Annotated in this window: 13 protein-coding genes; 5 read left to right on the forward strand and 8 right to left on the reverse strand. The window is 57.6% G+C overall.

The window, feature by feature from the left end; translation table 11 throughout:
- Window positions 1-233 precede the first annotated feature (233 nt).
- The 3 genes from repA (at window position 234) to repC (ending at window position 3,641) form a co-directional block, all read left to right on the forward strand.
- Window positions 234-1,334, forward strand: a complete 1,101-nt coding sequence (repA, locus tag GAL_RS20090) for a plasmid partitioning protein RepA (RefSeq protein WP_407674857.1) — start codon at window positions 234-236, stop codon at window positions 1,332-1,334.
- Window positions 1,334-2,302 (forward strand): plasmid partitioning protein RepB, encoded by a 969-nt coding sequence (gene repB / locus GAL_RS20095; RefSeq protein ID WP_024099423.1) that lies wholly within the window; start codon window positions 1,334-1,336, stop codon window positions 2,300-2,302. Before repA ends, repB begins: the two co-directional genes overlap by 1 nt.
- A gap of 100 nt (window positions 2,303-2,402) precedes the next feature.
- Window positions 2,403-3,641 carry a plasmid replication protein RepC gene (gene repC, locus GAL_RS20100; RefSeq protein WP_169731165.1) on the forward strand — a complete coding sequence of 413 codons (1,239 nt, stop codon included), beginning with the start codon at window positions 2,403-2,405 and terminating at the stop codon, window positions 3,639-3,641.
- 146 nt (window positions 3,642-3,787) lie between these two features.
- Here repC and GAL_RS20105 read toward each other — a convergent pair whose 3' ends face one another.
- Entirely contained in the window at window positions 3,788-4,675 is an 888-nt protein-coding gene (locus GAL_RS20105; protein WP_024099425.1) for an alpha/beta hydrolase family protein, read from the reverse strand.
- Window positions 4,676-4,757: 82 nt separating this feature from the next.
- Between GAL_RS20105 and GAL_RS20110 the strand changes: the two genes are divergently transcribed.
- On the forward strand, window positions 4,758-5,315 hold the full coding sequence (locus GAL_RS20110) for a TetR/AcrR family transcriptional regulator (protein WP_024099426.1): 558 nt from the start codon (window positions 4,758-4,760) through the stop codon (window positions 5,313-5,315).
- A gap of 90 nt (window positions 5,316-5,405) precedes the next feature.
- Here the strand turns inward: GAL_RS20110 and GAL_RS20115 are convergent, their stop codons facing one another.
- The 4 genes from GAL_RS20115 to GAL_RS20130 all read right to left on the reverse strand — a co-directional run bounded on the left by GAL_RS20115 (window position 5,406) and on the right by GAL_RS20130 (window position 7,886).
- On the reverse strand, window positions 5,406-5,705 hold the full coding sequence (locus GAL_RS20115) for a CcdB family protein (RefSeq protein WP_024099427.1): 300 nt from the start codon (window positions 5,703-5,705) through the stop codon (window positions 5,406-5,408).
- Window positions 5,705-5,941, reverse strand: a complete 237-nt coding sequence (locus GAL_RS20120) for a type II toxin-antitoxin system CcdA family antitoxin (RefSeq protein WP_024099428.1) — start codon at window positions 5,939-5,941, stop codon at window positions 5,705-5,707. Before GAL_RS20120 ends, GAL_RS20115 begins: the two co-directional genes overlap by 1 nt.
- A 227-nt stretch (window positions 5,942-6,168) precedes the next feature.
- Complete coding sequence (locus tag GAL_RS20125) at window positions 6,169-6,621, reverse strand: hypothetical protein (RefSeq protein WP_040104392.1); 453 nt, start codon at window positions 6,619-6,621, stop codon at window positions 6,169-6,171.
- Window positions 6,622-6,725: 104 nt separating this feature from the next.
- Complete coding sequence (locus GAL_RS20130; protein WP_244462811.1) at window positions 6,726-7,886, reverse strand: NAD(P)/FAD-dependent oxidoreductase; 1,161 nt, start codon at window positions 7,884-7,886, stop codon at window positions 6,726-6,728.
- Window positions 7,887-7,901: 15 nt separating this feature from the next.
- Here GAL_RS20130 and GAL_RS20135 point away from each other — a divergent pair, with 15 nt between their 5' ends.
- A complete protein-coding gene (locus GAL_RS20135; protein ID WP_024099431.1) occupies window positions 7,902-8,237 on the forward strand; it encodes a winged helix-turn-helix transcriptional regulator in 336 nt (111 codons plus the stop codon).
- Window positions 8,238-8,360: 123 nt separating this feature from the next.
- On the opposite strand, the gene GAL_RS20140 is transcribed toward GAL_RS20135, so the two are convergent.
- The 3 genes from GAL_RS20140 to GAL_RS20150 form a co-directional block, all read right to left on the reverse strand.
- On the reverse strand, window positions 8,361-10,109 hold the full coding sequence (locus GAL_RS20140) for an LVIVD repeat-containing protein (RefSeq protein ID WP_024099432.1): 1,749 nt from the start codon (window positions 10,107-10,109) through the stop codon (window positions 8,361-8,363).
- Window positions 10,110-10,332: 223 nt separating this feature from the next.
- The gene (locus GAL_RS20145; protein ID WP_024099433.1) at window positions 10,333-11,211 is read right to left on the reverse strand and encodes a DMT family transporter; all 879 of its coding nucleotides are present in this window, start codon (window positions 11,209-11,211) and stop codon (window positions 10,333-10,335) included.
- Between the two features lie 137 nt (window positions 11,212-11,348).
- On the reverse strand, window positions 11,349-12,302 hold the full coding sequence (locus GAL_RS20150) for a dihydrodipicolinate synthase family protein (protein WP_024099434.1): 954 nt from the start codon (window positions 12,300-12,302) through the stop codon (window positions 11,349-11,351).
- Window positions 12,303-12,336 lie beyond the last annotated feature (34 nt).

Consider the following 12,336-nt stretch of genomic DNA (forward strand, 5'->3'; position numbering starts at 1 on the left):
TACTGGTTACTGCGGCGTTCTTGGCGCAAAATCGACCGTTTGGGGCCATTCTGCCTGCTTTTGGTAAGAATCTGTTGCCAAGTCGGGCTGCCTCGTCATAAATAACGGTAAATACAGCTCTGGCGAAAAAGAGCGTTACCATATAGGACGAGGCAGCAGTGACAGAGTCCACGACAATAAACCACCGCATCCGCGACAATGCCGAAAGGCTCGCGGCCGCGCTGGAGAGCCATATGCTCAAGAGTTTTGCGCCCGATGCGCGCAAAGAGCTGCGCCTGTTCAGCGCGGGTGAAGCTGCTGACCTCTTGGAAATTTCGGCAAGCTTTCTGCGCAAGCTGCATTTTGACGGCCGTATTCTTGATGTTCATACCACCCCCGGTGGGCGGCGTCACTATTCTGCCGAAGACCTGGTGGCAATCCGCCATACACTGGAAAGCACGGCCAAGACGCCGGGCACCTATCTGCCCGGTCGCCGTGAAGGCGACAAGGTGCAGGTGCTGTCCTTCCTGAATTTCAAGGGCGGATCGGGCAAGACAACCAGCTCGATCCACACCGCACAGCGGCTCGCTCTCAAAGGCTATCGCGTGCTGGCGGTGGATATTGACCCGCAGGCCTCACTGACAACGCTGTTTGGCTATCGACCCGAGTATGACTTTCTGGACTCCGGCACGATCTACGATGCAATCCGCTATGATGATCCGGTACCGCTCCAACAGATCATCCAGAAGACTTATTTCACTGGCATTGATCTGGCCCCGGCCGGGTTGATGCTACAGGAATTTGAACACGAAACACCGCAAGCGTTGATCAACAATATCCAGCCGCCCTTCTTTGCCCGCATGGCGACGGTGCTGCAGGAGGTTGAGGCAAATTATGACGTGATCCTCTTCGATTGCCCGCCCCAGCTCGGCTATCTGACAATGTCGGCGCTTTGTGCCTCGACCGGGGTTCTGATCACGGTTGTGCCCAATATGCTCGACGTCGCCTCAATGTCGCAGTTCCTGCAGATGAGTGCGGATCTTCTGGACGTGGTGGGCAACGCCGGCGCGCAGATGGAATTCGACTTCCTGCGCTTCCTGATCAATAGGTATGAACCCAACGACGGGCCGCAACAACAGGTCGTCGCCTTCCTCAGGCAACTCTTCGGCAAAGAGGTTATGACGGCGCATATGCTTAAATCTACTGCCGTTTCTGACGCAGGCCTAACCCAGCAAACAGTTTATGAAGTAGAGCGTACGCAGTTCCATCGAAATACTTACGATCGTGCAATAGACTCTCTCAATCAAGTCAATGAAGAGATCGAAACACTCATTCAACATGCATGGGGTCGCTAATGGCACGCAAAGGTATTCTTAGCTCTGACACCACACCAACCACCGCCCAACGGTCCGAGCCAAAGGCCCGAATGATGCCACGGGGCGCGGTTGGAGCCCTGCAATCCTCGCTGACGCGGCTGCAGGAAAACGCGGTACAGGACATCGACGCCGCGCTGATCGATGATGCGGGGCTTGAGGACCGTTTGGGGCTGGATGATGCCGCGCACCGTCAACTGGTCGAAAGCCTGCGCACCTATGGCCAGCAGGTGCCCGTTCTGCTGCGCCCCAATACCAAGGTTCAGGGACGATTTGAGATCGTCTATGGGCGCCGTCGCCTGAAAGCGCTCCGTGAGCTAGGGGTGCCGGTAAAGGCGATGATCCGCCAGCTGGATGACCATGCCTTGGTGATGGCCCAGGGTCAGGAAAACACCGCGCGTCAGGATCTTTCATTTATTGAGAAGGCATCTTTTGCCGCACAATTGCAGGACAGCGGCTATGACCGGCAGACAATCGCTGCGGCCCTGTCGATTGATATGCCAATGGTGTCGCGCATGTTGAAGGTCGGCACAGCCTTTGAGTTGGATTTTCTCCGTCAGATCGGCTCTGCGCCTGGCATTGGCCGCGAACGCTGGATGGCGCTTGCCAAGGCGATGCAGGAGCCGGGAGCGCGCGCCCGTGTGATTGACCGAATGCGCACGCCCAACTTTCCGGCCTCGCCATCCGACGCCCGATTTGAAGCCGCATTGGCCCTCGCACAACAGGCCAGCAGGGAAAAGTCAAAACCCAAACCCCTCAAGGCCGCTGCGCGCGTGCTTGAGGGGCCGGATGGCCGTCCTCTGGCTGACCTGCGCCGCAGTGGAAGGGGTGTCTCGGTGACGATCGCGGCCAAAGACAATGCAGAGTTTGACGCATGGTTCGAAGCAAATGCCGAAACCCTGCTGAACGAACTTCACGAGCGTTTCACGACCGAAACCTCGGAAGAGTAACGACCAACAGGCAAGAGACAGAAAAGGAGGCACGAACCCCGGCAAGAAAAAAGCCCCCCAGGACATACATCCCAGAAGGCTCATTTCAAACTTAGCATCCTTGAAATACCCCCTTCGAATCGGTCCTGTCAACTCTGTGCGCTGCACAGGGGTGGATGATTTTTGCCTTTTCGTGAAAAACTGTATGAAACATGCTTCCCAAGCCGCGTTTGGGATGGCGGAGCCGTGCGCCCTGCCCTCCGTGGACAAATGGGACATCCTCTCGGCGTTGACCAAGGCAGCGCCCGAATTTGGTGTATCTCATCGAACACTTAGCGTTTTGAAAACCCTGATGACGTTTCTGCCCGAGCAAATGATTGCGGCAGAACGTGGTGGGGCCGTGGTCTTTCCATCGAACCGGAAACTCAGTGAACGGTTGAATGGAATGCCTGAAAGCACGATGCGTCGACACCTTGCCAAGCTGGTCGAAACTGGGATTGTCTGCCGTCAGGACAGCCCCAATCGCAAGCGCTTTGCCCGCAACATCGGCGCGGACCGTGCAATCGCCTATGGGTTTGACCTCTCCCCGCTCGCGGTCCACGCAGCACAGGTGCACGCCATCGCAGCAGAGAACGCCCTGAAAGCAGAGCGTATTGCCGTGCTACGCGACCGGCTCGCACTGTTGAGACAGGAAATCTTGGCATCCTGTCAGCAGCTGTCTCCCCTGCCCCAAGAAACGCTGGAACGCGCCCGCCTGACCCTACGCCGCCGCACGGACGAGGCAGATCTGACCGCACTAGTCGATGCCCTAACTGGTATTGCCGCCACGCTCCCTGCCCCGCCGACACGGGACACCCAACTAAAAACATGCGCGAGATCAGCCGAAATGAGCGGCAGCGACAACCAGAATGGACGGCACATACAGTATTCAAATAAATCTATTTCTGACTCTGAAGGCCCATCGCAACAAGAAACCACAGAGACTGAGGAAACCGCAGCGCAAAGCATAGAAGCGCCATTGCAAGACGTTCTGTCCTCCTGTCATGAATACAGGCAGTTCTTTCCCGATGGCATCCGATCCTGGCATGATCTCACACGTACAGCCAACCAGCTGGTCCCAATGATGGGAATTGAACAACCCGTCTTTCACGAAGCAGAGCGCATTATGGGCAGTCAGATCGCCTCTACGCTAGTGCTGTGTATGCTTGAGCGAGTTGGGGAAATCCGCAGTCCAGGTGCCTATCTCCGCCGTCTGTCCCAAAAGGCACAAGTTGGGCAGTTTTCAATCAAAACAATCATCGCATCAATCAGACAACGGCAGAAATTGTCAGCTGACAATTTTGAAACTGTTCCGGGCTGATCCAATGTTGCGTGATGCAGTACCCGCGTACCATGCTCCCGTCCCTTCTGATCCAGGAGCGTGCAGATCAACCGGCTATCGACGGGCTGAGACAACACATATCGGAAAATTGTCAGCTGACAATTTTAAGAGCAAGGGAAGAAAAATCACGCGCGCACTGCGTCGATATCCTCATGCGTTGTCTCGGACAGTGCAAGTAAATCACTCCAGACCGCTTCGTTACCCGCACCAAGCAGCTCAATATGGCCAAGGAACTTGCGATCATACTCCGCAGGATCAAACGTGACAAAACGCCCGCCACAGTCGCGCAGCGTGTCCGCATAGCGCTGAACGCCACTTGGCGGCACAACCACGTCGTCCTTGGCAACGCAAATCCGAAGCTGGGGCAGGGGGCGTTTGTAATCTGGTCGGGGCAGGGCGCTGCCGATATCACTGGCAAAGAAATCACGACGGGTGCACCAGCGGCGCCACTGCCAATAAACCCCGGCAGGCAGATCGGAACCAAACCCCAGCGATTTTCCGGGCAGATAACCCATCAGCGCCGTTGCCAGTGGACCGAGCAGAAACCAAAAGGTCAAAACCAAGGGACGATAGCTCCACGGGTGGTCCCAGTGATAGGCAAAGCCGCTGCCGATTGTTGTGATCCGGGTCACACGAGGATCATAGTCATGGAAAGCTACGCCAAGCCCCCCCAGGGAATGCCCCAGAACCCAGATCGGTCCATGAGGGGCCAGATTCACTAGCGCTGCCAAGGCCGCGCTTTGATCGTCCAGCATCCAGTCCGCCATTGTCAGCGGGCTGTCTTTCTGGTGCCGGGTCAGGCTTTCGCCAAAGTCGCGATAATCATAGGTCAGCACGTTCAGACCCTGTTGCACTGCCCACTGTACGAAATGGCGATAAAATCGCTGTGGAACACCGGTGGCGCCGTTCAAGACCAAAGACGCGCGGGGGGATCCACTGGCACGATAGAAGGTGCCTACTATCGTTGATCCTGCGCAGGGGATCGCGACTTTCTCAGCGGCCTGTTCCATCATATTTTCTCGTATCCCATTGCCTAGACCACTTGGTCTATATCAGTTGTAGACCGTCTGGTCTAGGTGCGATAGAGATGACGCCATGTCATCAAGTGAGAACCGCGATAAACTGATCCGCATTGCCTCTCGGCTGTTTCGCAGCAAAGGCTATGATGGGGTTGGGCTGAAAGAGATCCTCGTGGCAGCAGAACTGCCCAAGGGGTCGCTATACTATCATTTTCCAGGCGGCAAAGTTGAATTGGCCGATGCGGCGACTCGCTGGGCGGGCGACTGGGTGGCGCGGATGCTTGGCCAGTGTTTCAACGTCGCCACAAGTTTTGAAGAGGGCGGGATGAAGGCTTGCGAAGCGCTTGCCGCAGCTGCTGAGCACAACAACAGCGTGCCCGCCTGTCCTGTGGTCAGCATCCTTCAGGCGGCGCCTTCGGAACCTGCGCTGCGCAAAACTGCCGAAGAGATCTACGATACATGGACAGCGGGTCTGGTCGGGCAGGCGAAACGGTTCGGGATTGCCGACCCCCAACAGTCGGCGCTGTCGCTGCACATGCGGCTGCAGGGGGCATGGATCCTTGCCTATGCGCAACAATCCGGAGCACCCTTTCATCATTTGGCAACCGAACTGCGCCAGACGTTGCCGCGCTGATCTGTAATGTTGATGCGGGCAGGGGAGGGGGCTCTAAAATTGTCAGCTGACAATTTTCACCGCAATTGGTGGTCGGACAGAGGGCGCCCCTCAGATCCCCGTCAGCGCCAGGTCAAGCGCCTGCATGATATCGCTGTCACAGGATGCGAGGTTCAGGACAGGCGTTTTCAGCAGCGCAGCGGGAACGGCTGAGAGGAATTGCGTCACCATCACATAGCGCCCTGAGCGAATGTCAAATATCGGGTTCAGCCGCTTTGCCGGGGCCGGTGCAGCATCAAACGGCATCAGCGGCACAACGATCCGCGTGTTCAGGCTCTCAAGAAGATCAGCCTGAACATCCAGAAGATACCCGGTGCTGTCGGGGCTGGTGTAGACGTCGAACCTGGCCATCAGAAGGGGCGATAGCGATCCAGAGGCAAGCCATTTTCCTCGACCCACCGGTTTGACGATTGCAGTGCGGCCGCGTTTTCGCGTTTCCACTCTTCAGTCTTGGCTTCCTGCACGGCCTGCCGCAAACCCGCTTCAGCCGCCTGGGACAGATTGACCCCAAAGGAGCGTGCCTCGGACAAAAGCCCCTGATCCAAGGTCAGGTTTGTCGGTTTTTTGGGTACGGACTGTGACTGCATAGATCCACCTCGCTCATGCGCATTATATATGCGCAGTTCTGCTGTGGTCAAGTTTTGGAGCCAAGCTAGCGTCGACCTGTCGATCCTGCCCCTTGAAGTTCAGGAAGGTTCTTCTCACCATCCCCGAGATGCCGGGTATCGAGTGAAGCGCGACTACAGCCTACTGGTTGAGATGCGAAGGATCGACGGAGCGTTCTTTTGCCCTGTTATCTCTGGTCTGGTCTTGGTTAGTTACGCGAAATTGAAGCCTGCTCAATGCGCCCGTTTCTCAGTTTATGGCGACGCAGATAGACGAAGCGGCAAAATCGCGCGACCAGCGGTGTTTTCCAACCTGCGTCCACGATGATCCGGTCGACCCAGCGGCAGCCGTCAGGGGCTGGGGTCACGCTAAGCGTATGGTCCCAGCGATTGATGCTTGGGTTATGTTCTTCACTTTCAAGCAAGCGTTTTTCGCGATCCAGGCGCACGACGTTCATCACGTGGTTCCGTGTGGTGAATAAGCCGAGAAATGTGACGTCAACGCTGAACCTATCACCCTCTTGAACCTCCTTTTCAGGAAAGCCGTGATACACTGCCAATCCGCGCATCGCTTCCAGCATTTCTTCACCTTGCAAGGCACGCCTGAAGACCGCATCAGCGTCTTCCGGGTAATGCGCGATAATTTCAACTGCTCTGGTCACAGGGAGGCCTTTCCTGCCAACTTGTAAATGCAAAATATCGTGTTGCGCGATGGATCTTGCCCCACGCGGCACGACTGGTTGAGGCTTTGACGTGCACCAGAAATTCAGGTGTCTTTCAAACCAAAGATCTTACGATATTTTGGGATAAACAGGCTCTCGCCTTTCATCTTTCTCGTTACCCAGTTACCAAATGTCGCGAAAATCCAGCTAGCGCCAATTTGAGACCCCAATGGTAGAAGCAAGGGCCCACGCTGCCATGGTTTGTAGCGCTTTGTCTGTTCGACAGTTCTGCCATCCACGACCTGCCGCAGCATCTTTGCCATCCATGGCACCTGGCGCGTGATCGCGACAATGGTCATCCCGTCGCCAGTGTCAGCGATGTCGCCCAAGGCAAAGACGTTCTGGTAGGATGGCGAAGGCCGCAACCAAGGATCAACTTTGGCCCGCCCTTTGGCTGACAGGACACTTCCGGGCAGTTCCCTTAGAACAGACATCTGCGGTACTGACCCAACCGCGGGCACAACTAGGTCTGCATCAATGACGGTACCATCTGTCAGCGTCACCGAGCCTGCATGAGGTTCGTCTTTATGCTGCAGTTGCTTGACGCGCTGACCCATAACCAATTCTACACCCAGCTTTTCCAACTTACGGTGCAGTCGCGCCCCAAATTTGCGCGGATAATCAGGGAACAAGTTAGAGTCGGCTGAAATCAACGTTACCTTTATATCATCGCGCATCGCGGCAATCTCACCGGCGAGTTCCGTCCCTACTGCCCCGGCACCGACAATAACCACCGAACGAGACGCCGCAAGCTTTGCCGCTGTCGCTTCGGCGGTCCGCCGAAATTCGACGATGTCTTCGCTTACCGGCTTGAAGGGGGTCGCATAGGTCGATCCCGTTGCCACGACCACCATATCAGCCGGGATCACATCACCATCCGCCAGCGTTACATTGTTTTCCCCAACAGTGCGCGCTCGACCACGGATCACCCGGCCGCGAGTCAGAAGGCTGTCGTATGGCATGATGATACGGTCCAACAGGGACGGGTCGACCATCGCCCGGATTGCAGCGGAGGACATGACGAATGCGGCGCGCGGCTCTATCAATGTGACGTCCACATATGGATCCATTGCTTTCGCCAATTCTGCTCCGGCGTAGCCACCCCCGACAATCACCAACCTTTTTTTGTCCACGAAAATGAGCTCCTTATTTTGCTTGCGCATGACAGATAGGGGGCGCAGTGTTCTTTGGGCAAGTACGGTCATTTAGGATACTGTAGAATGGAGATGGATCAGCCAGAGGAAGACTGCCAGATCAGGCACTTGATCGCAGCGATTTCAGGGAACTGGAAGTTGTTGATCTTGTTCTGGCTGGCGCAGGGGCCGTGTCGATTCAACCAGCTGCAACGCAAGCTTGGCCGTGTGACTCACCGCACGCTGACTAGACAATTGGGTGAATTGTCCGCGTCGGGATTTGTTCACCGAGAGGATTTCCAAACGATCCCACCCCATGTCGAATACAGCCTCACGCCTTTAGGCCAAAGTCTCATTCCGTTGTTGGAGGCTATGCATGATTGGGCCGTCGAAAATGAGAGTCTGCTACCAGCCAAAAACTGATTACATCCCGTAGGACCAAGTAGGGGCCAAAGCCTGCCTACCTCGGGCGCGCGGTGGCCTGTTCTGGTGCCACCGCGCGCCAATCAGTGTCGGTTGTTGGGCTTCGTCTCAGCGGTACCTGGCTTAATGCTTGCGCGGCGGCCAGGGTGTCTTGGGCAGGCCTGTCAGCGGCTCACCCAGAAGGGGCGAGCTCAACGCATAGACGCCGTTCACGGCAAAGGCCCAGATGATATTACGGTCATATTCCACAAATACAGCAAAAACAGCATTGTCGAATGTCCAGTCTGGCACCTCATCTGAGGTGGGAAAGGCGGGTACGTAGTAGCCGGAGATCTCCGGTTTGGCGGGATCCTCGACGTCGAAAATCTGGATCCCCGCGTTGTAGAAGGCGTAGATTACAACTCCGTCGCGCCCGCCTCCCGGCTGGTCGATGCCGCCGGATCGTTTCGGCCCGAAACTGCCACCGCGCTGGCAATAGTCGGTGAAATTGGCCTCTGTGGGCGGCGTTGGGCGGGGGAATGTGGCTGCAATAGTTGGGTTGGCCGGGTCGGACACGTCGATTGAGAAGATGTCTTTGTAGGGCTCATAGCAATTTGAATTCATCGGGTAGCCGTTTGAGAACACATGCCCGGTGCGGGCGTACTGGCTGACATCGACGTTGTCGAACTCAGTACCCGCAAAGCTGGGCGCGACTTGCAGGTCACCCTGCGGCGTCGGGTTGGCGGGATCGCTGACATCGAATGTCCAGAACCCGAGCCCGCCCATGCCGCCAAAGCCGAGGGTCCCGCCGTCCTCGATCGGGACAGGCAGGGCCAGCGGATTGCGCGAGCCCATCCAAGATGTGCGGTTGCCCGCGCGTGGGTTCTCCAGATAGGCCGCGAGGTCTTCAGGGGAGTCGATGTCCTGCCCCGGCACCGACAGCTGGCTGACGAATTCAGGGTTGGTAGGGTCGCTCATGTCCCAGATCTGGTAGCCGGGCGAATGAACATAGTCGGGGTATTCGGTCAGCGCAAAGCTGTCTTTGGGTGCTGCGGCTAGAACCATGTAGCGACCGCCAGTCCAGGCTGGGGCATCCAGAGATCCAGATCCCTGTTGTTCACCGATTGGGGCGTCGGGGTTGACGCGGTCGGTGGTGCGTTCGGCGATCATGGTCCAGTCGTCCGGGGTCGGGCCGTTCATCTCAAAAACCCGGAAACCTTTCAGCGAGGTGTAGTTGCGCACCAGGGCAATGCCCTCGGCGTCTTCGGATTTACGGCCCATGACGCCAAAGCGGCCGATTTCATAGGACGCAACCGCAACATGCTTTTGCAACTCTTCGTGCCAGGCAATGGTCAGACCGCCGAAGTAATCGGTGACGGTCTTACTGTCGAACTCCTCACTGGAACCCTGCGGCCCCCAGACGCCGCCATCGCTGTAGACCTCGACGGCATTGGCAGGGTCAGTGATGTCCAACACGCGCATGTAATCGCGGTCATGCGTGTAGAGATACCGCTTGCCATCCATGTCGACGGCATTGGCCCATGCATGCCAGGGCGAGGTCACTGCGGGGTAAAAGGCCAGCACATCGACGTTCTTGGCATAGGAGTTCTGGTCCCAACCTTCCAGCTGGCCGGGGAAGTTTGGCGCCCAGGACGACAGCGGCGCGGCTTTTGGCGCAACAAAGGCACCAGCGTCGCCGATCATCCCATAGTCGCGTCCTGGCTCAGGTGGGGCAGGTGGGTTGTGCGGCGTAGCCTCGAACCAGCGCTGTACGATTGGGTCGCGGATATCGATGACACCGGGCTCTCCGCCGCCACCAGCAGCATGGGCTATGGATGCAAGCAGGCTCACAGCCAGCGTAAAGGATAAGGGCAGATGGTGAAACTCAGGCATAGAGGTCCCCTGTTATTGGCGCTGACATAGGGCTGTTCAGGTGTTGCTGCAGCTACGTCGGCCTGTTCTCGTTTCCCGAAAGCCTACGTCACGCGGGGTCTTGCTCAGTCAACATTCCGGGAAATTGGGTAGCCAAAAATCGAATACCTAAAGCTGATGTGCCGCATCCAGGCCGCAACTAGGGGGGGTATCAGGGGGATTTTCAAGCGTGACCAAGGCGGGATCAGTTCAGGAGTAGCAACGCACTGCCGAGTCCGACGAACAGCGTTGCCATCACCCCGCGCGGCGTCGGTCGGAGCCGCTGGCGCAGCAGTAACGCGGCAAACAGGGCGCTGAACAGCACGTCGAGCGCTCCTATCAGGGCGACGCTGGTGACAGAGGTATGTAATAAGGCCGCGAGCTGCAGCGTCTGCCCGGCTGAAAGCAACAGCCCTGTGCCAAGAAACCCGGGGCCGCAGTCGACAAGCAGGCCGTGCAGCCTTCTGCCCTTGTCTTTGCTGCCGCTTGATAAAGCCCAGCCGACATAGCACAGGCAACCTGCCACGGCGCCGACACATGTTGCGAGCAGCGGGTCGGGCAGCTGCAGCAGCCCCAATTTGCGCAGGCTGTAGGAGAGCGCGTAGCTGGCCGCCGATAGCAACCCCAGCAACACCCCTGCGGGGGTTCCCAGTGGCGCCGCACCGCCCACGAAGGCAAATACCCCGGCCACCACCAGCACCCCGCCGACCAGTTCGGCAGGGGCTGGCCAATCGCCGATCATCAGGATGGCAAGCGGGATAGCAAAGAACGGGATCAGGCGGCGCAACATTGCGGCACAGACCGGACCCAGGATTTCGGTGGAACGGTACATAAATAGTCGCCCGAGCACGGTGGCAAATACACCAGCCAGGGCGAACAGGGTGAGCGCTTGTTTATTGGGGACGCTGGACTGTAGTGCCGGTTCGGGACCGGCCAGCAGCCACAGGGCCCCTGTTAGAAGGGCGGTCATCAGCACCGACAGGAACACCCCTCCATCGCCACGCCGTTGGCTGCGACTGCGGGCGATGGTGACGCCGGCCATTCCGTAGCAGGCGGCAGATAACAAGGCGAAGAGCTCTCCCACAGGGACCTCGGATGGTTGGCACTCAGGGCAGGGGTAGGGGCGAAAGAAACGGCCGCGCGGCTTCTGTCCGCGCGGCCTGAAGATTACAGGGTCCTTAAGGTCCGGGCTGAGCGATTGCTGCCCGCGGGCACGTCCGTTCAGAGCTTGAGTCCGCAGCCCTCGAAAGCCTCGCGGATGGTGGCTTTTTCCGTCTCGGTCAGGTTCAGCATCGGATGGCGCACCGGACCGCCGACCTGACCCAATAGCTCCTGCCAGTATTTGCCGAAGGCCTGTGGCTTGTCCGCCGGGCGGCTGCGGGCGATTGCCTCGCGCACGGGGTTCAGGCTGTCGCGCAGCTTGCGTGCCTCAGAGAATTTGCCTTGGAAAGCGAGCTGGGTGTAATCGTGCATCCGCCGGTCAGTGCGGGTTTGCAGCTGATACGGCGGCGAGGAGCAGAGGTAGAGCTTCCAGTCCAGCTCTTCGATATTGTCCAGCCATTCGTCTTCTGAGGCGGTAGAGACGTGGATCTTGTCGCCTACCATATGAGACAGACGCACATACATTTCGCGTGGGACTGAGTATTTGATAGCGACGATATTTGGCAGTTCGGCGATGCGGGCGCATTCTTCAGGCTGCATCAGATAACCACTATCAGGATGGCTCCACATGGCGATGCCGATGTTCAGCTGATCGCAAAGCGCCTTATAATACTGATAGAGAACCTCGCCCTTGTCCTGCACAAAGCTTAGCACCGGGGCATGCACCACGACGTAATCCGCGCCGCAGTTTTCGGCATGTTTGGCAAGCTCTAGCACGGTGTTGAAGTTCTGGTCGGACACCGACATGATGGTGCCCGCCTTGCCGCCGCATTCGTCGACAGCGATTTCAAAGTTGCGTTTACGCTCCTCCAAGCTCATCGAGAAGAACTCGCCTTGTTTGCCAGCGATGAACAGGCCCTGAATGTCAAGATCATCGATCCAATGGCGGATGTTGGAACGTAGTCCGGCCTCGTTCAGAGTAAGATCTGCGTTGAACGGGTTAAGGGCTGCAGCCCAGATCCCCTGCATATGCTCGCGGGCGTAATCCTTCGCTTCGTGTCTTGAGTAGTTCATGCGCCGATCCTTGTTCGCTGAATGGCCGGAAGCG

The sequence above is a fragment of the Phaeobacter gallaeciensis DSM 26640 genome, assembly GCF_000511385.1.
In the GTDB taxonomy this organism is placed as follows: Bacteria; Pseudomonadota; Alphaproteobacteria; order Rhodobacterales; family Rhodobacteraceae; genus Phaeobacter; species Phaeobacter gallaeciensis.

Coding starts and splice junctions, on each gene's coding strand:
- repA (WP_407674857.1), top strand. CDS start 234: ATGCTCAAGAGTTTTGCGCCCGATGCGCGCAAAGAGCTGCGCCTGTTC.
- GAL_RS20115 (WP_024099427.1), bottom strand. CDS start 5,705: ATGGCCAGGTTCGACGTCTACACCAGCCCCGACAGCACCGGGTATCTT.
- GAL_RS20110 (WP_024099426.1), top strand. CDS start 4,758: ATGTCATCAAGTGAGAACCGCGATAAACTGATCCGCATTGCCTCTCGG.
- GAL_RS20150 (WP_024099434.1), bottom strand. CDS start 12,302: ATGAACTACTCAAGACACGAAGCGAAGGATTACGCCCGCGAGCATATG.
- repB (WP_024099423.1), top strand. CDS start 1,334: ATGGCACGCAAAGGTATTCTTAGCTCTGACACCACACCAACCACCGCC.
- GAL_RS20135 (WP_024099431.1), top strand. CDS start 7,902: ATGGAGATGGATCAGCCAGAGGAAGACTGCCAGATCAGGCACTTGATC.
- GAL_RS20120 (WP_024099428.1), bottom strand. CDS start 5,941: ATGCAGTCACAGTCCGTACCCAAAAAACCGACAAACCTGACCTTGGAT.
- GAL_RS20130 (WP_244462811.1), bottom strand. CDS start 7,886: ATGACCGTACTTGCCCAAAGAACACTGCGCCCCCTATCTGTCATGCGC.
- GAL_RS20140 (WP_024099432.1), bottom strand. CDS start 10,109: ATGCCTGAGTTTCACCATCTGCCCTTATCCTTTACGCTGGCTGTGAGC.
- GAL_RS20105 (WP_024099425.1), bottom strand. CDS start 4,675: ATGATGGAACAGGCCGCTGAGAAAGTCGCGATCCCCTGCGCAGGATCA.